This is a genomic window from Kitasatospora sp. NPDC056181, assembly GCF_042266225.1.
In the GTDB taxonomy this organism is placed as follows: Bacteria; Actinomycetota; Actinomycetes; order Streptomycetales; family Streptomycetaceae; genus Kitasatospora.
Window position 1 is genome coordinate 1 of record NZ_JBHJUK010000141.1, and the last position, 22,493, is coordinate 22,493.

Annotated in this window: 21 protein-coding genes and 1 pseudogene; 13 read left to right on the top strand and 9 right to left on the bottom strand. The window is 71.7% G+C overall.

All coding sequences use genetic code 11. The features are described 5' to 3' along the window. The 4 genes and pseudogenes from ACFC1F_RS35215 to ACFC1F_RS35230 form a co-directional block, all read left to right on the top strand. A pseudogene (locus ACFC1F_RS35215) lies at positions 1-182 on the top strand (hypothetical protein); the annotation flags it as partial. A 337-nt stretch (positions 183-519) separates the two neighbouring features. Then, complete coding sequence (locus tag ACFC1F_RS35220) at positions 520-1,011, top strand: WXG100 family type VII secretion target (RefSeq protein ID WP_376164623.1); 492 nt, start codon at positions 520-522, stop codon at positions 1,009-1,011. Between the two features lie 9 nt (positions 1,012-1,020). Then, the gene (locus tag ACFC1F_RS35225) at positions 1,021-3,252 is read left to right on the top strand and encodes a hypothetical protein (RefSeq protein ID WP_376164625.1); all 2,232 of its coding nucleotides are present in this window, start codon (positions 1,021-1,023) and stop codon (positions 3,250-3,252) included. Beyond that, the gene (locus ACFC1F_RS35230; RefSeq protein WP_376164627.1) at positions 3,245-4,009 is read left to right on the top strand and encodes a hypothetical protein; all 765 of its coding nucleotides are present in this window, start codon (positions 3,245-3,247) and stop codon (positions 4,007-4,009) included. The genes ACFC1F_RS35225 and ACFC1F_RS35230 overlap by 8 nt, the downstream gene beginning before the upstream one ends. Before the next feature lie 54 nt (positions 4,010-4,063). Here ACFC1F_RS35230 and ACFC1F_RS35235 read toward each other — a convergent pair whose 3' ends face one another. Both ACFC1F_RS35235 and ACFC1F_RS35240 read right to left on the bottom strand, forming a co-directional pair. Then, positions 4,064-4,255, bottom strand: a complete 192-nt coding sequence (locus ACFC1F_RS35235) for a DUF397 domain-containing protein (RefSeq protein ID WP_376164629.1) — start codon at positions 4,253-4,255, stop codon at positions 4,064-4,066. A 128-nt stretch (positions 4,256-4,383) separates the two neighbouring features. Then, a complete protein-coding gene (locus ACFC1F_RS35240) occupies positions 4,384-5,001 on the bottom strand; it encodes a hypothetical protein (RefSeq protein ID WP_376164631.1) in 618 nt (205 codons plus the stop codon). Positions 5,002-5,294: 293 nt separating this feature from the next. Here ACFC1F_RS35240 and ACFC1F_RS35245 point away from each other — a divergent pair, with 293 nt between their 5' ends. Both ACFC1F_RS35245 and ACFC1F_RS35250 read left to right on the top strand, forming a co-directional pair. Then, positions 5,295-8,096, top strand: coding sequence for a PKD domain-containing protein (locus ACFC1F_RS35245; RefSeq protein ID WP_376164633.1), 2,802 nt, complete (start codon positions 5,295-5,297; stop codon positions 8,094-8,096). Between the two features lie 198 nt (positions 8,097-8,294). Next, on the top strand, positions 8,295-9,530 hold the full coding sequence (locus ACFC1F_RS35250) for a hypothetical protein (protein ID WP_376164634.1): 1,236 nt from the start codon (positions 8,295-8,297) through the stop codon (positions 9,528-9,530). Positions 9,531-9,575: 45 nt separating this feature from the next. Here ACFC1F_RS35250 and ACFC1F_RS35255 read toward each other — a convergent pair whose 3' ends face one another. Further along, positions 9,576-10,160, bottom strand: a complete 585-nt coding sequence (locus tag ACFC1F_RS35255; RefSeq protein ID WP_376164636.1) for a hypothetical protein — start codon at positions 10,158-10,160, stop codon at positions 9,576-9,578. A 166-nt stretch (positions 10,161-10,326) separates the two neighbouring features. On the opposite strand from ACFC1F_RS35255, the gene ACFC1F_RS35260 reads away from it, so the two are divergent. Beyond that, a complete protein-coding gene (locus ACFC1F_RS35260) occupies positions 10,327-10,911 on the top strand; it encodes a SigE family RNA polymerase sigma factor (protein ID WP_209417253.1) in 585 nt (194 codons plus the stop codon). Then, positions 10,901-12,109, top strand: coding sequence for a hypothetical protein (locus ACFC1F_RS35265; protein WP_376164638.1), 1,209 nt, complete (start codon positions 10,901-10,903; stop codon positions 12,107-12,109). The genes ACFC1F_RS35260 and ACFC1F_RS35265 overlap by 11 nt, the downstream gene beginning before the upstream one ends. Before the next feature lie 45 nt (positions 12,110-12,154). Here ACFC1F_RS35265 and ACFC1F_RS35270 read toward each other — a convergent pair whose 3' ends face one another. Then, positions 12,155-12,874, bottom strand: coding sequence for an aspartate/glutamate racemase family protein (locus ACFC1F_RS35270; protein WP_376164640.1), 720 nt, complete (start codon positions 12,872-12,874; stop codon positions 12,155-12,157). Positions 12,875-12,975: 101 nt separating this feature from the next. On the opposite strand from ACFC1F_RS35270, the gene ACFC1F_RS35275 reads away from it, so the two are divergent. After that, entirely contained in the window at positions 12,976-13,992 is a 1,017-nt protein-coding gene (locus ACFC1F_RS35275) for an aminoglycoside phosphotransferase family protein (protein WP_376164642.1), read from the top strand. Positions 13,993-14,001: 9 nt separating this feature from the next. Here ACFC1F_RS35275 and ACFC1F_RS35280 read toward each other — a convergent pair whose 3' ends face one another. From ACFC1F_RS35280 to ACFC1F_RS35295, 4 genes are all read right to left on the bottom strand, one after another. After that, positions 14,002-14,151 (bottom strand): hypothetical protein, encoded by a 150-nt coding sequence (locus ACFC1F_RS35280; RefSeq protein ID WP_376164644.1) that lies wholly within the window; start codon positions 14,149-14,151, stop codon positions 14,002-14,004. A gap of 201 nt (positions 14,152-14,352) precedes the next feature. Continuing rightward, a complete protein-coding gene (locus tag ACFC1F_RS35285; RefSeq protein WP_209417249.1) occupies positions 14,353-14,826 on the bottom strand; it encodes a hypothetical protein in 474 nt (157 codons plus the stop codon). A 42-nt stretch (positions 14,827-14,868) separates the two neighbouring features. Further along, positions 14,869-16,728: a CocE/NonD family hydrolase gene (locus ACFC1F_RS35290; RefSeq protein WP_376164646.1), complete on the bottom strand. Its 1,860-nt coding sequence runs from the start codon at positions 16,726-16,728 to the stop codon at positions 14,869-14,871. Positions 16,729-17,002: 274 nt separating this feature from the next. Further along, positions 17,003-17,968 (bottom strand): hydrolase, encoded by a 966-nt coding sequence (locus tag ACFC1F_RS35295; protein ID WP_376164648.1) that lies wholly within the window; start codon positions 17,966-17,968, stop codon positions 17,003-17,005. Between the two features lie 280 nt (positions 17,969-18,248). On the opposite strand from ACFC1F_RS35295, the gene ACFC1F_RS35300 reads away from it, so the two are divergent. Continuing rightward, positions 18,249-19,370 carry a HoxN/HupN/NixA family nickel/cobalt transporter gene (locus tag ACFC1F_RS35300; protein ID WP_209417283.1) on the top strand — a complete coding sequence of 374 codons (1,122 nt, stop codon included), beginning with the start codon at positions 18,249-18,251 and terminating at the stop codon, positions 19,368-19,370. Positions 19,371-19,499: 129 nt separating this feature from the next. On the opposite strand, the gene ACFC1F_RS35305 is transcribed toward ACFC1F_RS35300, so the two are convergent. Then, positions 19,500-20,486, bottom strand: coding sequence for a LuxR C-terminal-related transcriptional regulator (locus tag ACFC1F_RS35305; RefSeq protein WP_209417246.1), 987 nt, complete (start codon positions 20,484-20,486; stop codon positions 19,500-19,502). 318 nt (positions 20,487-20,804) lie between these two features. Between ACFC1F_RS35305 and ACFC1F_RS35310 the strand changes: the two genes are divergently transcribed. The 3 genes from ACFC1F_RS35310 to ACFC1F_RS35320 form a co-directional block, all read left to right on the top strand. Continuing rightward, positions 20,805-21,041, top strand: coding sequence for a hypothetical protein (locus ACFC1F_RS35310; protein WP_376164650.1), 237 nt, complete (start codon positions 20,805-20,807; stop codon positions 21,039-21,041). Between the two features lie 37 nt (positions 21,042-21,078). Then, the gene (locus ACFC1F_RS35315) at positions 21,079-21,354 is read left to right on the top strand and encodes a hypothetical protein (RefSeq protein ID WP_209417244.1); all 276 of its coding nucleotides are present in this window, start codon (positions 21,079-21,081) and stop codon (positions 21,352-21,354) included. Positions 21,355-21,590: 236 nt separating this feature from the next. Further along, positions 21,591-22,493 (top strand): FG-GAP-like repeat-containing protein (locus ACFC1F_RS35320; RefSeq protein ID WP_376164652.1); only part of this gene is annotated, 903 nt, incomplete at its 3' end.

Here is a 22,493-nt window from a genome sequence, read left to right on the forward strand (position 1 = left end):
CGGTCAACGGCACCGCGCTGAAGACCTACTCCAACGTGGACGCGGCCGCCGGCTACCAGCTGCGCACCTTCGACCTCTCGTCCTACGCGGGCCAGGCGGTCACCCTCAAGTTCGCCGGCACCGAGGACTCCTCGCTGCAGACCAGCTTCGTGATCGACGACACCTCGATCGCCACCAGCTGACGCCTGTGCGGTAACCCCCTGTGGCCGCCCGGTCCTTGACCGGGCGGCCATTCGCGTTTGCGCATATCCCGATCTTCGGGTCGGCGTGCACTCGTGGCAGCGCTCGGAATGAGGTCGTCCGCATACTGATCTCGCGGTCGAGCCTCAAGAAGTGCTCAACTGTCGCGCGGTTGGCGAGTATCCGTGGAAGGCTCCCGAACTGACGGAACGTACGGGTCGTCTCTGTCGGTGCTCTGCGGACGACTGTCAGGAATTCCGTGCATCGGCAAGGGTGCGTTCGATGCCCGGGTGACCGCCTGGCCGGTCCCTGCATTTGTCCTCGAATTGGGGTGGGGGAATGGTTGACCTGGATTTTGAGCGACGGATCAATCCGTGGCTGTTCGACAGTTCCGGGAACCTGACGGAGGCGGCGAAGAAGCAGTTCCCGGACCTCGCGTCCGCCGCGTCCGGGGCGCCGGCGCCCGGGTGGACGCCGACCGGGCAGGCCACTCCGGGCCCGTCAGGTGCGTCCGCCGCGGCCGGTCCGGCCGGCTCGGTGGTGAAGGTCAGCCCGGACGCTCTTCGTCGGGCCGCGGGCAATGTCGGCACCTTGCAGACGAAGTTCTCGCAGGCCTGCAAGAAGCCCTTCGACCGGGTGAACGAGGCCACCGAGGATCTACCGCGCAGCTGGGCGCTGGTCGGGGCGCTGGGTACGGCCCGGGACGTCTGGAACGCGCAGGTCCAGTCGCTGACCGACACGTTCGGGAGAATCGGCGAAAATCTGGGCGCCAATGCCGACTCCTATGCTCGCGCCGAACAGCTGAACGCACAGAACTTCGGAAAGAACTGAGGCCCGGGAATGGTGGAGTTCAGTGACCTGAGGCATGCTCCGGTCTCCGGGATCGACAGGATGGCCGGAGCATTCGAATCACTGGTTCGCGGTTGGGAGTTCTCCTCCGAACTGACCGGTGATGTCATCACGCCTCTCCAGGGTTCGGGATGGCGCGGCCCGGCGGCAGAACAGGCGGCCGGCGCCATCGCGAAGGTCCGCACCGAGATCGACGCGGCATTCGAGGAGGCCAGCGGCCTTGCCAAGGCCCTGCGCGACGCGCACACAGAACTCGCCGGCGCCCAGGCCGACCTGAAAGCGGCGGTTCAGTCCGCCACTGACCACGGGATGACGGTGGACGACAGTGGCAGTGTCCACTGGCCGCCGGCAACGAGCACGGCGGACAAGAACGATCCGGACTACGCCAACACCTATCGGCAGAAGGCGTCGGGCGTCGCCGACGCGATCGCCAAGGCACTGGCCCGCGCCGCTGCGGCCGATTCGGCCGCGGCGGTGGCCCTCGCGGCGGACACCGGCATCAGCCGCACGTCCTTCCGCGGGGCGCCCGGCACCCGGCTGCCCGAGGAAGCGGCGAAGGAGGCGGCCGGCATTCTGCAGCTGGCCGGCAACGCCAGCGACGCCCAGCTCGCGCAGCTCAACCAGCTGCTGAAGGATCACGCCGGGGATCCCGCCTTCGCCACGGCTTTCTACGGGTCGCTGGGGCCGGACGGATTCCTGGCCTCGTACGGAAAGTTGGCTGCTGCCTCCGCCAAGCAGGGCGGCGGCCGATCCCAGGTGATCGCCGACCTCCAGACCAGGCTGGGGACCGCCCTCGCCACCGCAACCAATTCCCGCAACGAGCCGCACCTCTCCGACGAATGGGAGGCCGGCCTCCGCAAGGCGGGAAGTACCCGCGTCGCCATCTGGCCGGACGGTCAGCCCGGCGGCAGCGCCCAACCGTTCGGGTACCAGATCCTCACGAACATCCTGCGCACCGGAACGTACGACCCGCACTTCCTCAACCCGATCGCCGAGCACGTCACCCAGCTCAGCGAGCGGCAGGGCTTCTGGACCTCCGACCAGTGGAACGTGGCGGAGTTCTCCCAGTACCGGTTCCTTGGCGCCCAGCAGGGAGGGTTCAACCCGATGGCCGGCGTCCTGGAGGCCCTCGGGCACAATCCCGACGCGGCCACGAGCTATTTCCACGATCCGGCGACCCTCTACAGCCTCGACGGGACGGTCAAGGCCGTTGGCCAGACGAACAAGTACCTCGACGCGCTGACAACAGCCGGCTGGAACTCCCCGCTCCAGGACGTCGGGCCGGGACACTCGCTGCCCATGGGGCATGCGGAGCCGCTGGAGGCCGCCGCCCTGGGCCACGCCCTGGAGGCGGCCACCACCGGCCGTGCGTACGACGCGACCGGCGCGCCACTACCGCCGCACACGCCCGAGATGGCCGCGGTGATGAAGAGCGTGGTGGACCGCTTCGGCAGCGGCGACGGCCCCGGGCTGCTTGCCAGAGGTGGGTTGTTCGCGGGCCTGGACGGCAGTCTCGGCCACATGACGGCCGCCTACATGGGTGATGTGCAGGCGTCGTTGAGCCCGCACGACACGACGCTGACCACCTACGGCACGAAGGCCGACCTCGACCGGGGGAACACCGAAAAGCTACTGGAGGCGCTTGGCCACCACCCCGACGCCTACGGTGCGATCGCCCAGGCTCAGCAGGCGTACAGCACGGCGCACATCCAGGACGTCATGCAGCACCGGGAACAGTACAAGGACATCTTCGGCGAGGCCGTCCAGAACGCTGCACGCCCGGGTGGTGTGGTGGCCGGCATCCTCACCGCGGGCATGACGGACGAGGTCTACGTCCAGAAGCAGGCCGAGGCGACCGCGTACAACGACGCGATCGACCACAACGCCATCTGGGCCAAGACGATCTGGGCGGTCTCCGGGGGCGCGGTGCTCGGAGCCATCCCTGTGGTCGGTGGTGGGATGTCGTACCCCGTGAACGGCTTCATCGACAGCGTCGCGGCTGGCTACCAGGTCACCCCGCAGGCGAGTGACGATGCGACAAAGGCCCATGACGCAGGGCAGTCCTCCGCCGCCGCGGCGGCTGCGGCCGCTGTGAGGAAGGCCGGGCAGGGCGCGGGTCTTGAAGAGCCGTACCTCGACACATTGGCCACGTCGGCCGCCAACTCGGCGCTGGCCGGTTACACCAGCGGCGAGAACGTCTCCAAGGAAGCGATCCATGGCTGACCGCCACCGCCGCCGCACTCGCGTGTGGCTCGAAGTCGGCTCGTTGGCGTGCGTCCTCGCCCTGGCAGGCAGTTACTTCTGGTGGCCGGCCTCGTCGCAGGATCCGTTGATGCCGCCGGATCCGTTGATGCTGCCGGACAGTGCTTGCTGGTCACTGCTCGACCGCAACGACCTGCAGCCATTGGCGGGCACGGCGCAGGGAACGTTCAGCGTGCAGGTCACGGAGGGTTTCAATTCGGTCGGCCCGCAGGCCAGTTTTCAGCCTGGCGAACAGAGTCAATACTGCGCCGTGACGCGGGACAACGAGTCGCTGCTGCTGGTGTCGGTCCACCGCATCAACAGTCGCGATCATCTGAACCTGTACGAGAAGGGTCCTTCTCCGGAATACCGGGCGGAGGCGGCACTGCTGGGCCTCGGACCGGACGTCGGAGGACTGTGGACGATGAAGGAGCAGGTGCAGCTGGCCTTCCGATGTGACAATCCGGCCAACCCTGACCAGGGGTACCCGTACCTGGAGGTCATTGTCGGCGCGAACTCCGAGCATGTCGACCCCAAGCAGGCGTCGGTCCACCAGGCCCGTCTGGACATCGCTCTGAAGGTGGCCAGGGCCGCCGCTGTGGCACGACCCTGTCAGAATCCGGTGGCCATCCCGTCGGCGGATGACGCCAAGAAGGCCCTGGAGACGGCGTTTCAGGGAACCGCGATGACCAAGGTCGGCTCCGGCGCTCCGACCGCCCAAGCGGCGGGTGATCGCTGATGCAGACGGTCCGGCGCGCCCGAGGCGCGCCGGACCGTTTCTCTCGGCGAGGCGTCAGAGCAGGTCGAAGTCGAACTCGCCGTTGGCGACGGCGGCGATGAAGGCGGCGTGCGCTGCGGCGCTGAAGAGGAGAGCGGGACCGGAAGGATTCGTCGAGTCACGAACGTAGGTGACCGGGCCGCTTGGTATGGCGAGCTCGATGCAGTTTCCCGAGTCGTTGCTCCAGGACGACTTTCGCCAGACCACGTTCAGTGCGGCTGCATTGGGGTGGTACTTAGAACCGGCCGACCCGCGGCGAGCCTGCCTGAGGAACACCGAAGCCGCCCGGCTCTCAGCGCCGGGCGGCCTCAACTGTCTTACGTCCGAGGTGCTTGCTACTCGGTGACCTTCAGGGCCAGCGTCCGGGCGCAGTACTCGGCCCCGGAGATCCGGTAGCTCACCTTCGTGTCGCCGAGCGGTGCGTACGCGGCCACGACGTAGAAGGCCTGGTTCAGGCCCTCCCCGTTCACGGTGATGGTGCGCTCGACCTCGCAGCGGGCGTCGTCGTCCCCCTCCCACACCACCTGGAGCACGCTCCCCGCCGTCAGCGTCCCCATCGCCGGGACCACCACCGTGACCTGGGCCATCCGCCCCAGGGCGAGCGCGCCCTCCCACGCCCCCTCGACCAGCGGCGCCGGCATCAGGCGCTCCGCGTCGCTCACGGTGAGGCCGAACACCGCCCGGTCGTCGCCCCAGGTGGCCGTCACCTCCACCGCACCGGGCTCCTCACCGGCAACGAGCTCCACGGCGGCGAACCCGTCCTCGTCGGCCTTGACCGTGACCGTCGCGCCGGCCGTCCCTGCCGCGCCGGCGAACGAAGCCGCTCCGGAGACCGTGAACGTCACCTCCGCGTCCGGCACCGGCATCTCGTCGGTGAAGGCCCGCACCCTCAGCGCGTCCGGGAACCGCGAACCGACCGGCATCGTCCAGTCGTCGCCTCCGGTGATCTGCACCCTGTCCACGGTCGTCACCCTGCGCCACCCCATTCTGCTGCTGCCGGTTCCTGCCGTTGCGTACGGATCATTTCATCCGGCAGGCGCCGAACTGTCCGTCAGATAGGCATATCGACCGGGCAGGCTGGGCGGAGCGGAACGTTTCCGGCCACCCCCGGTGGCTGAAACGATCATCCCTGCCCGCATAATGCTCACCAATGCTCCGCAGACGCTCCATCAGCGCGACCACGGCTCTCGTAGCGCAAGCGGGCCGAGCGCGACCGGGCCTCTATCACCCCTGGGGGAAGCACACCGTGCGTCTTCGTCATGCCGTCGGCCTGAGCGCCGCCGTGGTGTCCGCCGTCGTCGGGCTGCCGTTGCCCGCCGTCGCGGCCGAGTCGGCCGCCGTCCTGTACGTCAGGGCCAGCAACGGCTTCTGCACCGACAGCGGCCCGGGCACCGAGGCCAGGCCGTTCTGCACCATCCAGGCCGCCGCGGACAAGGTCCAGCCCGGGCAGACCGTGGACGTCTTCCAGGGTGACTACCTGGAGGACGTGGTCGTCCGACGGTCCGGCGAGCCCGGCAAGCCGATCACCTTCCGGGGCCGGGGGCGACTGGGCAGGGCTGCGTTGCACAGCCAGCCGACCATCGCCGGCCCGTCGCGGCTGCCGGTGCGGATATCGGGCCGGCACGACATCGTCTTCTCGGGCTTCGAGGTGAAGGGCTTCGAGCTCGACAACGTCAGCCGGGTCGAGCTCTCGGGCAACTGGATCGGGAAGTCGGACAGTGAGACCGTCCGGCCTGGCGTCAGTGTCACGGGTCCGAGCGAGCGGGTCACGGTCGAGCGGTCGGTCTTCCACGAAACCACAGGTGGTGGCGTGAAGCTCGGCGCGGGCGTCACCGGGACGAGGATCTCCGGGAACGACTTCGCGACGGTCTTCGGCGCGCCCGCCGTCTCCGTGACCGACGCGCCCGGCACGCTGATCACCAGCAACACCGTGCACTGGCAGTGGTCGACCGCGATCGCCATCGACCTGGTCGGCGTCTCCGATCACGCGACGATAGCCAACAACGTCGTGGCCAGGGGGACGGTCCAGGTGTCCCCCGCCTCGACGGCAGGGACCAGTCTCGACTACAACAATGTTCTCTCCGCCTCGCCCGGGGAGTTCTATCCCGCCTACAAGTGGGCCGGGGTGTCGTACATGTGGGCCGCGAACCTGGCTGCCGCGACGGGGCAGGGCAAGCACGATGACAGCGCCTACGTCGAGTTCGACGACACCTACTCGCCGCTGTCCGTCCCCCTGGTGAACCCAAATCAAGCCCGCCCCGCCCTGATCGACTCCGCCGATCCGCAGGCTCCCGGCGTACCTGCCACCGACCTGCTCGGGCACAGCGCCGTCGACCACCCGGACGTCGCCAACACCGGCCCGGCCGGCAGCTTCCGCGACCGCGGGGCGTACGAGGTCGTCGGCCTCGACGACGTCCGGCTGGAAGCCCGCGGCACCGTCTACGAGCCCCCGACCGGCCCCGCGCCGTTCACCGTGGAGCTCAAGGCCACCGCCACCAACACCTGGCCGACGAAGCTCGCCTACACCTTCGACTTCGGCGACGGCACCGCGCCGGTCACCACGGCCGATGCGACGGTCCGCCACACCTACACCACCCCGGCCGAGTACCACCCGCAGGTCACCGTCACCGACGACCGCGGCGGAAAGGTCACCGACCGGCTGGAGTGGCCGGTGCGGGTGGGCGAGGACAAGCCGCTGACCGCCAGCCTCACGGTGGCCGCGGACAGCGGGCGCGACCCGCTCGCCGTCACGGCCGACGTCACCGCGACGGCGAGCAGCCCGTGGCCGATCGCGAACCTCTCCTACGACTTCGGCGACGGCACGGCCCAGCCGGTCGACAGCTACGGCCCCGCCCGTCACGTGTACGCCAGGCCCGGCACGTACACCGTGAAGGGCACCGTGACCGACGCGTCCGGTGCCACCGTGACCAGCACCGGCCAGGTCACCGTCGCCTACACCCCGTCCGGCTTCACCGCGATCGCGCCGACCCGCATCCTGGACTCCCGCGAGCCCGGGAGCCGCTACCCGCGCCTCGGCCCCGGCGAGACCATGGACCTGTACGTCCGCGGCCGCAGCACCGGTGCGACCGACATCGTGCCGCCCGGCGCCACGGCCGTCGTGCTGAACCTGACCGCCACCGGGGGTACCGCCAACAGCCACCTGGACGTCTACCCGTCCCAGCTCGCCCGGTCGGCCACCTCGAACGTCAACTTCGGTCCCGGCCAGGACGTCGCCAACCTGGTGACGGTCCCGATCGGCCCCGACGGGCTGGTGGTGGTCCGCAACAACGCGGGCTACGTCCACCCCGTCGCCGACGTCCTGGGCTACTTCAAGGGCGACAGCCCCGACCGCTTCACCTCCGTCGCCCCGGCCCGGCTGCTCGACACCCGGAGCGACGACAGTGCGCTCGGCCAGGGCGCCACCCGCCGGCTGAAGGTGGCCGGCGCCGGCGGCGTCCCCGCCAACGCCACCTCGGTGGTGCTCAACGTGACGGCCACGGAGTCCACCTCCACCGGCTTCTTCACGGTCTACCCGGCGGGCACCGCGCGCCCCGCCGCGGGCTCCAACCTCAACACCGTCCCAGGCCGGAACATCCCCAACCAGGTGGTGGTCCCGCTGGGGGCGGACGGCAGCGTCGAGCTGTACAACCGGGCCGGCCGTTCGCACGCCGTGGTCGACGTCTTCGGCTACTACAGCCCGGACGGCAAGGGCCTGTTCACCCCCGTCGCGCCCACCCGGCTGCTCGACTCGCGCGACGGGTCTCCGTTCGGCCCGGGCTCGGTCCGCACGGTGGGCGGCGTCCCGGCCGGCGCGACCGCCGCGGCCGTCAACCTGACCGCGACCGAGACCACGGTGCCCACCCACCTGACCGCCTGGGCCAGTGGCGGCGTCCGCCCCGGCACCAGCAACCTCAACGCCACCCCGGGGCTGGACGTCCCCAACCACACCACCATCCCGGTCGACGCCCAGGGCCGGTTCGACCTCGCCAACAACGCCGGGACGACGCACGTCGTCGCGGACCTCTTCGGCTACTACCGGAACCAGTAGCCGCTCGCGCACGAGGGCCCGAGGCCCGGTACCCCCTCCGCGGGGGGTGCCGGGCCTCGGGCGTTCCCGGGCGTTGCGGCGGCCCGGGACCAAAAAAGTTTCGGGCCGACCTGCAACCCGGGACGGGGTCGGACGTCCTCGAGATACCGGAGCATCCGGAACTACCCTTACGTCAGCCCTACTTGGGGGGAACCAAGCATGCGCGCACGTACCGCCACCGGCCTCGCCGTCCTTACGGCCCTCACCCTGACCGTGCCGGCCCTGGCCGCCTCGCCGGCCGTCGCCGCCCCGACGGCGGCGCCGGGCTGGTCGCCCGACTACGTCACCGCCGCGGGCGGCTTCGTGGGGATGTCCCCGACCCGGATGCTGGACACCCGCACCGACTACGTGCCGCTCGGCCCCGGTGAGCACTATGGCGTCCCTCTGTACTACGACACGATCCCGCGCGAGGCGACGGCCGTGGTGGTCAACGTGACCGCGACCAACCCGACCGCCACGGGGTACCTCACGCTCGGAGGCGACGCGCCTCTGGGCGCCGGAGCGCCCGCCACCTCCAGCCTGAGCTTCGCTCCCGGCCAGACCGTCTCCAACCTGGTCACGGTCGCGCTCCCGCCGGACCAGATGCGGCCCTCGGTCGACGTCTTCAACAGCGCCGGGAAGACCGACGTCATCCTCGACGTGGTCGGCTACTACCAGCCCGGCGTGGGCGACAGGTTCGCCCCGCTGACCCCGACCCGGGTCACCGACACCCGGACCGGCACCGCCGGTCCGATCGGCGGCCGCACGGCCCGCACGATCCAGATCGCCCGTCCCGAACTCGGTACCGCGGACGCCCGCGCGGTGGTCCTCAACGTCACCGCCACCGACGCCACCGCCGACACCTTCGTGACGGTCTACCCCGGAGGCACGGCCCGCCCGGCCGAGGGCTCGAACATCAACGTCCCGATTCGCCGCGACACCCCGAACCAGGTGGTGGTGCCGGTCGGCGAGGACGGGCGGATCAACATCTACAACAACGCCGGCGCGGTGAACGTCGTCGTCGACGTCGTCGGCTACTACGGTCCTTCGGGCACCGCCCTGTTCCGCGCGGTCAAGACGCCCGTTCGGCTGTTCGACAGCCGCCTCACCGGCGGGCGGATCGGCTACAACGAGACGAAGCAAATCTGGGCCACCGGGATGGAAGGCGCCACCCCCGGCGTCGTGGCCGTCGAGACCAACGTCACGGCCACCAACATCTCCACCAGCGGATACCTCACGGTGTTCCCGGGCCCGAACCGGCCGAACACCTCCAACCTCAACGTCTACCAGGGGATGACCTGGTCCAACTCGGTGACCACCGGTGTGGACGAGCGCGGCGACTTCTCCGTCTACAACCACGGCGGCGGCCCGCTCGACGTGATCACCGACCTGACCGGCTACTTCACCACGAGCTGACGCAGCCGGATGGCGCAGCCCCGGCCTGCCGGGGCTGCGCCACCGTCAGAGCCCCTGCGGGTGGCGGGAGAGCCAGTCCGCGTGCCGTTCGCGGAGCCGGTCGCGCTCCTCCGGGCTCGTGAGCAGGACGTCGGCGCCGCCGTCGTACGGGTGGTGGATGCGCTCCAACTCCGTGTCGGTGATCAGGACGTCGGCGGCCGCGTCGTCGGCCACGGCGCGCAGCAGTCCGTCCAGGCAGCTGCGCTGCCAGGTCCGCCGGGTGGCGTAGAGGTGTTGGTAGGTGCGGAAGTTCGGGTTCGGGTCGTCGATCGTGAGCAACGTCTGCCAGTAGCCCGCGCGCGGCCGGTGCCGTGGCGCGTCGGGCCCGGTCGTCCACTTGGAGGTGATGACGTGGACGTCCCGCCCGGCGAACAGCTCGTCCAGGACGGTGTTGTAGCGCTCCAGGACGACGGCGTACTCGCCCTCGTCGTCGGGGTAGCGCTTCGACTTCGGCAGGCTGTGGAAGCGCACCCACACCTCCCAGTACGGGTCGCTGACCATGTGCCCGACCGGCGGGCTGGCGGGCCAGCGGCTCTGCCAGAGCGCGGTCAGCTCCGGCTGCGCGTCGCGGACCAGCCGCGGGAGGCTCACTCCGCCGCCCCGGTGGCCGCGTCGATGCTGGGACGGAACGGGTCGTTGCTCATCCGGGGAGTCTAGAACGCCTGATCGACGGGCCCGCCCTTGGCCGGTGGCGCACCGTCCCGGATCATCTTCCGGAGGGTGCCACATGACCACGGGTCAACGGCGTTAAAGGGTTATGAGTCAATCACCGAGTGCGGACACACCGGCCGAGCCGGCGCCGCCCGACTTCCCGGCGTTCGTGGCGTCCCGGGGCCGGCACCTGCAGCGGACCGCCTTCCTGCTCACCGGCGGCGACGCCCACCTGGCCGAGGACCTCGTCCAGGAGGCGCTCGGCCGCCTCTTCGTGAAGTGGCGCAAGGTCTCCCGCCTCGACAATCCGAGTGGGTACGCGCAGACCGTGCTGGTCAACACCTTCCTGTCGTACCGCAGGAAGCGCAGCAGCTCCGAGCGGGTCACCGACTGCGTGCCCGAGACCGCCGTGGACGGTCCCGACCCGGCGCTGCGGCTGACGCTGCTGAGGGCGCTCGGGGAGATACCGGCGCAGGACCGGGCCGTGTTGGTGCTGCGGTTCTGGGAGGACCGCAGCGTCGAGGAGACGGCCGCCGCACTGCGTCTGAGCAGCACGGCCGTCCGCTCGCGCAGCAGCCGGGCGCTGGCCCGGATGCGCGCCACGCTCGGCGACGACCTCGCCACGGCCGGGCCCGGCCGGGAACCGAACGCTCCGACCAGTGTGAAGGCGGTTGTTCGCCATGCCCTTTGAGGATGACTTCGCGGTGGCCCTGCGCGCTGCGGCGGACCTGGCACCGGACCCGGCCCCGTACCGGCTCGTCGCCGACGCCGAGCGGCGTGCCCGGGTCCGGCGCAGCCGCCGGCTGGCGGTCGTGGCCGGCGGGCTGGCCGTCGTGGTCCTGGCCGTCGGGAGCTTCGCGGCCTTCGGCGGCGTCGGGGCGGACGACGCCCGCCCCGCCACCGAGCCGGTGCGGCCGATGACCTCCGCAGAGGTGGTGGAGCTGGTCACCTCGCTGCTGCCGCAGGGCAAGGTCAGGTTCGAGAACGCCGGGACACCCGGTGTGCCCGGCGCCACCGGCGACAGGTACCGGACCGACGGCGGGCTCTACCTCGACGACGGCAAGGGGGAGAGCATCATCCACTACACCGTCGACCGCACCGAGCTGACCCCGGACGCCGCCGCCGTCTGCATGGATCCGTTCAGCATGCCGACGGACTCCTGCGAGCGCACGACCGGCTCCGACGGCTCCGTGCTGGTGATCGACAAGTTGCGGGACCGGTCGGAGGAACGTCTGCGTGAATGGCGGGCGACCTGGGCGGCGGCGGACGGCCGGCGGGTGCAGGTCTTCGAGTACAACGGGCAGCGGGAGAACACCAACCGGGAGAACCCGCCGCTCGACGCCGACCAGCTGCGCGCCCTGGTCACCGCGCCGGCCTGGGAACGGGTCTTCGACGCGCTGCCGGCCCGGGAGAACCCGCCCAAGCCGCCGACCCCGGAGCCGGGCCCGAAGGCCGAGGAGCTGCTGGCGAAGCTCGTCCCGCTGCTGCCGCAGGGCGCGGTGCCGTCCGGGCAGGACGGGAAGACGGGGCCGCACCTCATGGTGACCTACGAGGGCCGGACCAGCATGCTCACGTTGGACGTCACCCAGCCGGGCAAGCGGGGGCAGGAGGACAAGGAGTACGCCGGGTCGCCGGGCTCGGCCGGCCCGCTGGCGGTGCGGGACCAGCGGGCCGACGGCAGCCTGGTCGTCACCAACAGCTTCGGGAACGGCAAGACGGCGACCGATCCGCTCCTGCACTGGTCGGCGGCGGTCTACTACGCGGACGGCCGGAAGATCGAGATCTTCGAGCAGAACGGCGAGAACGGCTACACCGCCCGGCCCGGCCAGCCCGCGCTCAGCCTCGAACAGCTCAAGGCGATCGTCACCGCTCCGTCCTGGCGTTCCTGAGCCCGTGGGCCTCGCGCCGCCGCGCAGGGGACGGCGGCGCGGGGCCTACCGTCCGTCGCCCGCGAGCCGTTCGTCGCCCGCGAGTGCCGCCCCGACGGCGGCCTCGGCGTGCAGACGGGCGGTCGGGAAGAGCGGGACGGGGCTGTCCCCGTCGCCGACCAGCAGCTCGATCTCGGTGCAGCCGAGGATCACGCCCTCGGCGCCGTCGGCGACCAGCTCCTCGATCACCCGCCGGTATCCGGCGCGCGACTCCTCGCGGACGACGCCCAGGCAGAGCTCCTCGTAGATGACTCGGTGGACGAGGGCGCGCCCGGCCGCGTCGGGGACGAGGACGGTGAGGCCGTGCGCCTCCAGCCGGCCGCGGTAGAAGTCCTGTTCCATCGTGAACGCCGTTCCCAGCAGGCCGACCCGGCGCAGGCCGGCGGCCCGGACGGCGTCGGCGGTCGCGTCGGCGAGGTGGAGCAGCGGGACGGAGACGGCTGCCTCGACCTGGTCGGCCACCCGGTGCATGGTGTTGGTGCAGATCAGCAGCAGTTCGGCGCCGGCGGCCTCCAGCGAGCGCGCCGCGTCGGCGAGGAGCTCGCCGGCCTCCGTCCAGCGGCCCTGCGCCTGGAGGCGCTCGACGGCGGCGAAGTCGACGGAGTAGAGCACCAGCCGGGCGGAGTGCAGGCCGCCGAGGCGCTCGCGGGTGAGCTGGTTGAGCGTCCGGTAGTACTCGGCGGTGGACTCCCAGCTCATGCCGCCGATCAGGCCCAGTGTCTTCATGGATATATATAAACACTTCCTTGATGGGCCGGTAAAGTCATAAGTAATGCTTTGAGTCTCTATGCTGTCCTCCGCTTCGACGACGAGGGGGAGAGCGGCGCATGGGTGTGACGACGGGCGTGACGACGGGCGTGACGCAGGGGCAACTGGCGGCTCTGGCACGGGCGGCGTACGGGGCCGGGCGGCGGCTGGACGGCGTCGAACGGCTGCGGGGCGGGAGCAAGAAGGGCGTCTACCGGCTCGCGTTCGACGACGGCGGGACGGCGGTCGCGTACGTCTGGGGCGACGCCGAGAACTACTGGCCCGGCGCGGTCGCTGACGACGCCGACCCGCTGGCGCACGCCTCCGGGCTCGACCTCTTCGAGGCGGCGCACCGGCGGCTGACGGCCGTCGGCGTGCGGACACCGCGCCTGCACCTCGCCGACCGGAGCGGGGACCACGTCCCCGCGGACGCCGCGGTGGTCGAGGACGTCCCCGGCGAGAACCTCGAAACACTCCTCGATCGCGACCCGCGCGCGGCGCAGCCGGTCCTGGCCCGGCTCGGCCGCACCCTCGACGTGCTGCGCCGAAGCGGCGGCACGGCGGCCTACGGCAAGCTCGCGCTGCTCGACAACGGCGGTACGTCACACGGCCGTTCCTGCGAACAGCTGGTCCACGACCGGGCCCTCGCCGACCTCGCCGAGGCGGCCCGCCGGGACGCGCGGATCGCCGCCGCCCGCGACCGGCTCGCGGCCCTGCTGCACACCCGGTACGCGGTGGTCCGCCCGCGCAGCCGGTACGGGCTGGTGCACGGCGAACTCGGGCCCGACCACGTGCTGGTGGACACGGCCGGCGAGCCGGTGCTCATCGACATCGAGGGGCTGATGCACTTCGACCCCGAATGGGAGCACGCCTTCCTCCGGATCCGCTTCGGCAGCCACTACCACCACCTGCACACCGATGACCTCGACCAACACCGCCTCGCCCTCTACGCGTTGGCGATGCGCCTCTCCCTCGTCGCCGGCCCGCTGCGCCTGCTCGACGGGGACTTCCCGCACCGCGACGCGATGCGGGCGATCGCGGAGTACAACCTGGGGGAGGCGCTGGCGCTGGTGGCGGAGGGCCGACCGCAGCAGTGAGGGCGCGGGTCAGTCGGTGGCCTTGGGGTGGCCGGTGCCGGCGTAGGTGATCCAGGCCGTCCGACCGGCGACGTCGACGAGGTACCAGACGCGCCCGCCGCCGGTGACCTCGTACTGCCAACGTTCGAGCTCCGCGCCTTTGAAGGTGCCGGTCCCCAAGGCACCCTTGAGACGGTGCTGGCGGCCGGGTTGGTCGCCGGCACGCGGCGTGGCGCGGATTCTCTCGAACGCACGGCGGAGGTTGCCGGGGGCCTGGCGGGCCAGCTGCTCCCAGCCTTCGGCGGCCTCGGAGCTCGCGAAGCGCAGGTCGTACTCGTCGTCGGCGGGTGGGAGGTGCCGCCCGGTCGCCGCGCTTGGGGCTCACCTGGCTTCTCCTGGCGCGGGAACGGGCCCGAGGTCACCTTCCGGTTCCCGGGTCAGGAGGGCGTGCAGGGCGGGGTCTGCGTAGACCTCCGCGCTGTGGCGCCACTGCGTGAGCAGGAGGGCGATCGGGGCGAGGTTCTCCAGGGCCACCGCGCCGCGTGCGACGTCCACCAACTCGCTGAGGAGGGCGTCCACATCCTCGTCGGGAAGGAACGTGATCCATGGCAGGGCCTCGGGCAGGGCTGCGCGCAGGGCGGTGACGTTCCCGGTCCGCACCAGGCCGGTCAGCAGGCGCGCGGTGAAGTCGACGACGGTGGTGTCCTGTTCCAGCTGGTCGACGCGCATCAGCGCGAGATCCCCGGCATCGCGGCGTCGCAGTCTCAGGGCTCGGACGGCGTCGAGTCTGCTGGTGGTGGCAGCGGGCCGGTGGAGCAGCTCGCTGAAGGGCACATCCTCGTAGGCCGCAGTCATGACATCCACAGTAGCTCGGATGTCTGCCCCCGAGGTGTCGGATCACGCTTCCCGGGGGATCTGCTGCTGCCAGTCGCGGGTGAAGACGACGTCGCCGGCTTCGAGGGCGGTCAGGCGGGTGTGGGCGAGGAAGTGGGTGGGGGTGCAGCGGAGTTCGGTGCGGGTCTGGAGGGTGATGTCCCAGCCGATGGCGGGGCGTTCGAGGCGGACGGTGCGGTCGGTGCGGGCCTGGGCGCTGGTGGGGGTGGCGGAGAGGATGCGGTAGGCGGTGACGGTGTGCTCGTCACGGACCAGGCCGTCGGGGTGGGTGCGGGTGCCGTCGCCGGCGGGGGAGAGCTCGGTGCGCCACTCGTGGCGGGCGATGTCGTGGATGGTGAGGCGCTCGGGGCGGGCGGTGAGGGGCTCGGTGGTGTGGACGGGGGGCGGGAGCGGGAGGGTGGGGGAGGCGAAGGTGACGGGGGCGGCTCCGGAGTCGGCGGCGAGGTGGCGCACCGGGAGCGTCAGCGTGCTGTGCGACGGGTCGAGGCCGTAGCCGGCGGGGTCGGGGTCGGGCCAGAGCCACGGCCAGTAGGTGGAGGAGAGGGCGAGCCTCAGCCGGTGGCCGGGCGGGACCGTGGTGCCGGCGGCCGCGAGTTCCACGGTGGCGTCCGGCTCCGACGGGGAGGTGACGAGGGCGCCGCGGGTGAGCAGGACGGAGGTGCCGTCGGGGGCGACGTCGCAGAGGCGGGCGACGACCAGGCCGGGGGCGGGCGAGGGGCGCAGGCGCAGCCGCAGGGACGGCGTGCCGAGGAGTTCGAGCGGCTCGGGCAGCGGCTGGGAGTCGAAGCAGACGGAGCGCCCGTCCTCCTCCCGCTGGTCGGGCGGCTGGTCGGCGGGCCGGCCGGCCGGGACGTAGGCGCCGGCGTTGAGCCCGGTGTGCTGGGGGGAGCGGACCTGGACGTGGCGGTCGTCCGAGGCGGTGCCGGCGGTGCGCAGCGGGCCGTCGAGGCCGTAGTGGATGTCGCGGACGTCGGGGGAGGGCCAGGACTCCTCGCCGGTCCAGCGGGTGCTGATCCAGCTGCGCAGGACGGGGGTCTTGAGGGCGCCGGCGTCGATGTCCCGGAGCCAGTGGTCCCACCAGCGGAGGGTCTCGGGGAGGATCTCGTCGGGCAGGCCGTGCGGCCAGGGGCCGAGGACGGCACGGACCGGGACGGCCCCGGAGGCGAGCAGGCGCAGCAGCAGCGCGCAGGACGGGTCGCCCCAGCCGGCGACGGCGAGGGTGGGAACGGCGGCGGTGGCGGGCGGGTCGTCGGGCGGGGCGTCGGCGAGCCAGCCGGGGAAGGGTGGTTCCAGGGAGGCGAGCCGCTCCTGCCACCGGGGCCGCCAGTCGTCGCCGAGGTACTGCGGGTCCGGCGGGCGGGCCGCGTCGGCGAGGCGGGCGGTGGCGCGGGCGTGCAGGTCGGCGGCGGGGACGGCGCCGCCGGGGCGCAGGCCGGTCTCGGGGCAGGCGGCGACCACGGCGTGGACGGCGTCGGGGGCGTGGGCGGCGAGCCGCAGGGCGGTGGCGCCGTCGGGGCCGGTGCCGAGCAGGCCGATCCGGCCGCTGCACCAGGGGCGGCCGGCGAGCCAGGCGACGACGGCGGCCCCGTCCGGGAGGTCGGTGGCGTCGTCGGGGGTGCCGCCCGAGTTGCCGTGGCCGCGCCGGTCGACCCGGACGGAGGCGTAGCCGTGCCCGGCGTACCAGGGGTGGCGGCGCGCGTCGTCGGAGGCGGTCCAGTCGGTGAGGCGTCCGGCGGAGTACTCCAGCAGCGCGGGGACGGGGTCGTCGGTCACCGGGCGCCAGAGGCGGGCGTACAGCCCGGTGCCGTCGGGCAGCGGGACGCGCAGGTCCTCGCGGATGGTGCGGTAGGGGTACGAGGGCATGGCCGCTCCCATCGGGTCCCGGGAGTCCCGGGTCGGCGGGAGCCCGGCTGGGGCGGGGTTCCCGCTCGGCGGGCCACGGTGCGGGGCGGGCCGGGTGGGCCCGCCCGCGCCGCAGGCGTCAGCATTCCGACCCTAGGGGAGGATGCCGCCGATTTCCTGGTGAGCCGGAGCGGGCCCGGGTGTCACGCCCCGCCGCGTCCGGGCGTCACGCCCCGGCAGGGCCCGGCGACCGGGCCCCGCCAGGCCCGGTGCTGCGCCCTGACGGGCCCCGGCGTCACGCCTTGCTGAGCCAGGAGGTGGCGTTGAGCGCGAGGGCGGCGTCGGTGCCGGCCGGGTCGTTCCAGCCGTTGAAGAGGGTGTTGCCCGACTGCCCGGTGCCGTCGTCGGCGGGGGAGCTGTCGCCCCAGATCGCGACCCGGCCGGAGCCGTAGCTGCTGGTGACGAAGAAGGCGCCGGTGTTGCCGCTGTAGCCGGTGCGGTAGAGCAGGCCCTTGACCGACGGGTTGTCGGCCGGTTTGAGGGTGAACGTGGTGCCGGCGCGCAGGATGGAGCCGGTGACGGTGCCGAAGGGGCCGTGCAGCACCGGGTCGGCGGCGTCGTTGACCGCGCGCGGGTTGTCGGTGGAGATGTTGAGCAGGTCGACCGAGAAGCCGAAGGGGTCGTTGTTGTTCACCCCGTTGTTGGTGAGCAGATCGTTGATGATCTTGGGGGAGTCCCAGCCGTCGTTGTTGCGGTCGCTCTGGTTGTGGTCGGAGATCAGGAAGAGCCCGCCGCCGTTCTGGACGAAGCGCATCAGGGCGGCCTTCTCGGCCGTGCTGAACCGGATGTTCGGTTCGGGGATCACGAAGGTGTCGAAGTTGGCGAGGTCCAGCGCGGCGCCGGTGCCGTAGCTGATGGCGGAGCCGGCCGGGAGGGTCTTGAGGCTGTACTGGCCGGTCTTCTGGAGGGCGACGCCCCACGCGGAGAGGGCGCCGGTCCAGCTCTTCTCGGTGGTGGGGTTGGCGTTCTGGGCCAGCGGGTCGGGCTGGGCGGTGGAGATGATCCAGTCGGCGTTGCCGGCGGTCTCGCCCTTGCTGTTGTCGAACAGCACGCGGTGGGGGGTCGCGCTGACGGCGGTGCTGGCCGTGGCCGGGGCGGTCGCGGCCGTGGGGGTGGCCGAGGCGGTGGGGGCGAGGCTGGTGAGGCCTGCCGCGAGGAGGGTCGAGGCGGCCAGGGCAGCAGCCGTTCGAATGCGGATCATTTGCCGTTCCTCCGTGGGGAGTTGAGGTGTCGGCGCCCGAGTATTCGCGCGTAGAACCTGAGTATCCGCGCGTAGACGCGCAGGTGAAAGGTTTCGGAGGTTACGGGGATTTGTACGGTGCATGACGATCTTCGGGAGGGCGTACGCGCTTCCGGAACGCACCCCTTCGCGCCCCCGTGCACCGCTCGCCCCCATCCCGTAGTTGCGCATGACTTGCAAGTACTTCCCCATCGAGGGAAAGATGGCCCGGCTCCGCATGTACCGCCGAAAGGACGACACGATGTCCAGCCCCGCCGCAGGTGCCACCGCCGTCAGATGGCGCGACCGGCTCACCCGCGAGGAGTGGATCCGCCTGGCCGGCATGGGCGGCTTCATCCTCGCCCTGCACCTGATCGGCTGGGTCACGCTGCTCGCGGTCATCGCGCCCGAGCACTACGACGTCGGCGGGCAGGTGTTCGGCGCCGGCATGGGCCTCACCGCCTACACCCTCGGCATGCGGCACGCCTTCGACGCGGACCACATCGCGGCCATCGACAACACCACCCGCAAGCTGATGGGCCAGGGCAAGCGGCCGCTCTCGGTCGGCTTCTGGTTCTCGCTGGGCCACTCGTCGATCGTCTTCGGCCTCTGCGCGCTGCTGGCCTTCGGGATCAAGTCGCTCGCCGGGCAGGTCGAGGCGGACGACTCCGCCCTGCACGAGGCCACCGGCCTGATCGGCGTCACCGTCTCCGGGACGTTCCTGCTGCTGCTCGGCCTGATCAACCTGGGCGCCTTCAACGGCATCCTCAAGGTGTTCCGCAAGATGCGGGACGGCGAGTACGACGAGGCCGAGCTGGAGGCGCAGCTGGAGAGGCGCGGCTTCATGAACCGCATCCTGGGCCGGGTGACCAGGGCCGTCACCAAGCCGTGGCACATGTACCCGGTCGGCCTGCTCTTCGGCCTCGGCTTCGACACCGCGACCGAGGTCTCGCTGCTGGTCCTGGCCGGCGGTGCGGCGGCCTTCCAGCTCCCCTGGTACGCGCTGCTGGTGCTGCCGGTCCTGTTCGCGGCCGGCATGAGCCTGCTGGACACCATCGACGGCTCGTTCATGAACTTCGCCTACGAGTGGGCGTTCTCCAAGCCGGTCCGGAAGATCTACTACAACCTGACCGTGACCGGCCTCTCGGTGCTGGTCGCGCTGGTCATCGGCTCGATCGAGCTGATCGGGCTGCTGGGCGAGAAGCTGGACATCACCAGCGGGCCGGTCGCCTGGGTCGGCGGGCTGGACCTCAACCTCGTCGGGTACGCCATCGTGGCCCTGTTCGTGCTGACCTGGGCGGCCGCGATCGCGTACTGGAAGCTCGGCAGGGTCGAGGAGAAGTGGTCGGCGGGGCTGGCCGCGGCGGCCACCGACGCCGAGTAGACGCCCGCCCGCCCACGACGCGGACGAGGGCCCGCCGGCTCCGGGAGACCCCGGGTTCGGCGGGCCCTCGCCGTACCGGCGGCCGGTACGGCGAGGGAGGGGTCCGGTCGTCCCGGGGCCGGTGCCCGCCTACAGCCAGCCGCGCTGGGCCGCCTTGAGGCCGGCCTCGAAGCGGCTGGCGGCGTCGAGGCGCTCCATCAGGGCGGACATCTGGCGGCGCACGGTGCGCACCGAGATCCCGAGCCGCTTGCCGGCGGCCTCGTCGGTCAGGCCCGTCCCGAGTAGCCGGAGCAGGTCGCGTTCGGCCGGGGTGAGGCCGGTGTCGTGATGGGTGGGCTGGTCGGCGCCGAGCGGCACGGCGGTGGACCAGGCCTGTTCGAACAGGGCGACGAGGGAGGCGACCAGCCCGGGCTCACTCGTGCAGAGGGCCCCGAGCCTCGTCTGCGTCGGGTCGATCGGGACCACGGCGGTGTGCCGGTCGAACACCAGCAGCCGGGGCGGCAGCAGCGGCGCCGTCCGCACCTGGCCGCCGAGCCCGGTGAGCCACTGGGCGTACGCGTGGGTGGCCTGGTCGTTGCGGGCGCTGTCCTGGTAGAGCGTCCGCATGGCGACACCGCGCTCCAGCGCGTCCTGGTCGAGCGGGCGGGCGGCGTCCATGCTGGCCTGGGACTGCGCCCCGCCCGAGATCGCGGCGAGGAACTCCTGCTGCAGGTCGCGCGCCAGCATTTCGAGCTTGGCCTGGATCGCGTCCATGCCGACCAGGCGTTCGGTGGCGTCCGAGGTGGTGTTGGGCACCAGGTCCGCGTAGGCGGCGACGGCCTGCGCGACGGCGGCCTTGCTGGCTGCCAACTCCTGCTGGCGGCGGGCGAGTTCGTCCTCCTGGCGGCGGATCACGGCCTCCAGGCCGACGGCCGGGCTGACCGGCCGCAGCGCGCCGAAGACCTCCTGGGAGGGGCGCAGCAGCGTGAGGTCCGCGAGTTGGTCGAGGGCCTCCCTGACGGCGGTCTCGGAGAGGCCGAACCGGCGGCACAGGTCGGTGACCCGGCACCCGGGCTCGGCCAGCAGGGCCGCGTAGACGGCTTCCGCCGTTGGGCCAAGTCCCAGCACTTCGAGCACGATTACCCCCGGTCTCGACGATGCGCGCGGCCGTCTGTAAAGGCCGCATGTGCGATTCTCACAGTTCGTACATGTGTGTGCAAGGTGATCTGACGATGCGTCCGTGGGGCGGTGCGGGCGGCGGTGGCGAGTGGGGTGGCGCCATGCTGCCAGGCCTGATGATGCCTCAGAAGAGGCCTTCCGGAGTACCGGTCCGGGCTTGCAGGATGTGAATCACCGAGCCGCGGGGCGCAGAGCCCCGGAGCCGGTGGGACGGCGGGAACGAAGCCGGCGTCCGTCCGAAGTACCGACCGACCATCAACCAGGGGGTTGTTCTCCATGCGGATTACCGCTCGCGTCTCCGGTGTCCTCGCGGCTGCGGCAGTGGTGGCCACGCTCGCTCTGCCTGCCGTCGCCGCCTCCGCCGCACCGGCCACCGTGGCGGGCGTGTCCGCGGCGAGCGACCCCGGCCTGGGCGATCCCGTTCTGGGCGACCCCGTCACGGGTGACCTCTCCCGCGACGGCAAGGGTGGCCTGGGCGACCCGGGCAGCATCAGCTGGGACAACAAGAAGTGACCGCCGCCCGCGGCACCGGCCGCATGAACCGAGCCCGATGCACATTGTCCGACTCACCCTGACGAGCCCCGACCGGCGTGTGCCCACCGCCGCCGACGCCCACGTCCTGAAGGACGTGCTCTGGGCCCACGCCGATCCGTGCGGCGGCCTGGAGCACGTCCAGTCGAGAGCCGGGCGGGACTCGATCGACCTCGTCCTCTTCACCAGCGGCGGGAGTGGCGACAGCGCCCCCGCCCATTCGCTGGCCATGTGTTCCGCCGCCCTCTCGCGGTCCCCGGCCTTCCAGTCCTGGCGCGTCTCCCTCGCCTGCTGACGGCCGTCCACGCCGCGCTCCTCCACAGGGCGCGCGTCCGCGAAGTGGCCGTTCACGTCGCGCTCCTGCGCGCGGCGGCTCTCAGCTCGCGGCTCTCTGTTCGCGATTCTCCTGTGCCGCGGCTCTCCACGCCGCGGCTCTCCAAGTCGTGCCGGAATTCCTCCGGCGCTCCCTCTCCGGTGGTCCGTGCGCCCTCGCGCCGCACCGTTCTTCCCCATGTCATTCCAGGAGTGCTCATGTCCCGCAAGGCTTACCTCCGCACGTCCGCCGTCGCTCTCGGCATAGCCGGTTCGCTCTCGCTCGGCCTGGTCGTCCAGGGCGGTACCGCGTTCGCCGCCGAGCCCGCCTCCGCTCCGGCCGCCGTCACCCCGGTCGCGGGCGGCGAGTACGGCGGCGCCGGCCAGCCGGTCGGAATCCCCCAGGCGCCCGCCGCTGACGGTTCGTCGGCGTCCGCCTCCGTCCTGGCCCCGGCGGTCACCCGGAGCGAGGCGGTCCGCCGCGCCAAGACCTGGGTCGGCATCGGCCTCGAATACAGCTGGACCGGCTCGCACAACGGCTACCGCACCGACTGCTCGGGCTACGTCTCGATGGCCTGGAAGCTCGGCGATTCGCTGACCACCGACACCTTCGGCCCGCGGGGCGTCACCGAGCACATCAGCAAGGGCGAGCTCAAGGCCGGCGACGCGCTGCTCAACGACAACAGCGGGGCCAACGGCCACGTGGTGCTGTTCGAGAAGTGGACCGACTCCAGCCACTACATGGGCTACGAGTTCACCGGCAGCGGCGTCCACTACCGCGAGATCCCCTACCCGTACTACTCGGGCTACGGCACCTTCGTGCCGGTCCGCAACAAGTCCATCCGTGAGGACGGCCCGGCCGACCCCGGGATGACGAACCTGACGGCGGGTGACTTCAACGGGAACGGTAAGAAGGACCTGGTGGCGGTCGAGGTGTCGACCGGGAAGCTCTGGTCGTACCCGGGGACCGGTACGGGGACGTTGGGCAGCCGGGTGATGATCGGCAACGGTGGCTGGAACGGGATGAGCAACCTGGCGGTCGGTGACCTGAACCGGGACGGCCGGGACGACATCGTGGCCACGGAGAAGTCGACGGGGAAGCTGTGGCTGTACCCGGGGACG

What these genes read in the sequence shown, in the direction of transcription:
- ACFC1F_RS35220 (WP_376164623.1), top strand. Translation starts at nt 520, where the DNA reads ATGGTTGACCTGGATTTTGAGCGACGGATCAATCCGTGGCTGTTCGAC.
- ACFC1F_RS35225 (WP_376164625.1), top strand. Translation starts at nt 1,021, where the DNA reads ATGGTGGAGTTCAGTGACCTGAGGCATGCTCCGGTCTCCGGGATCGAC.
- ACFC1F_RS35230 (WP_376164627.1), top strand. Translation starts at nt 3,245, where the DNA reads ATGGCTGACCGCCACCGCCGCCGCACTCGCGTGTGGCTCGAAGTCGGC.
- ACFC1F_RS35250 (WP_376164634.1), top strand. Translation starts at nt 8,295, where the DNA reads ATGCGCGCACGTACCGCCACCGGCCTCGCCGTCCTTACGGCCCTCACC.
- ACFC1F_RS35260 (WP_209417253.1), top strand. Translation starts at nt 10,327, where the DNA reads ATGAGTCAATCACCGAGTGCGGACACACCGGCCGAGCCGGCGCCGCCC.
- ACFC1F_RS35265 (WP_376164638.1), top strand. Translation starts at nt 10,901, where the DNA reads ATGCCCTTTGAGGATGACTTCGCGGTGGCCCTGCGCGCTGCGGCGGAC.
- ACFC1F_RS35270 (WP_376164640.1), bottom strand. Translation starts at nt 12,874, where the DNA reads ATGAAGACACTGGGCCTGATCGGCGGCATGAGCTGGGAGTCCACCGCC.
- ACFC1F_RS35275 (WP_376164642.1), top strand. Translation starts at nt 12,976, where the DNA reads ATGGGTGTGACGACGGGCGTGACGACGGGCGTGACGCAGGGGCAACTG.
- ACFC1F_RS35285 (WP_209417249.1), bottom strand. Translation starts at nt 14,826, where the DNA reads ATGACTGCGGCCTACGAGGATGTGCCCTTCAGCGAGCTGCTCCACCGG.
- ACFC1F_RS35290 (WP_376164646.1), bottom strand. Translation starts at nt 16,728, where the DNA reads ATGCCCTCGTACCCCTACCGCACCATCCGCGAGGACCTGCGCGTCCCG.
- ACFC1F_RS35295 (WP_376164648.1), bottom strand. Translation starts at nt 17,968, where the DNA reads ATGATCCGCATTCGAACGGCTGCTGCCCTGGCCGCCTCGACCCTCCTC.
- ACFC1F_RS35300 (WP_209417283.1), top strand. Translation starts at nt 18,249, where the DNA reads ATGTCCAGCCCCGCCGCAGGTGCCACCGCCGTCAGATGGCGCGACCGG.
- ACFC1F_RS35310 (WP_376164650.1), top strand. Translation starts at nt 20,805, where the DNA reads ATGCGGATTACCGCTCGCGTCTCCGGTGTCCTCGCGGCTGCGGCAGTG.
- ACFC1F_RS35315 (WP_209417244.1), top strand. Translation starts at nt 21,079, where the DNA reads ATGCACATTGTCCGACTCACCCTGACGAGCCCCGACCGGCGTGTGCCC.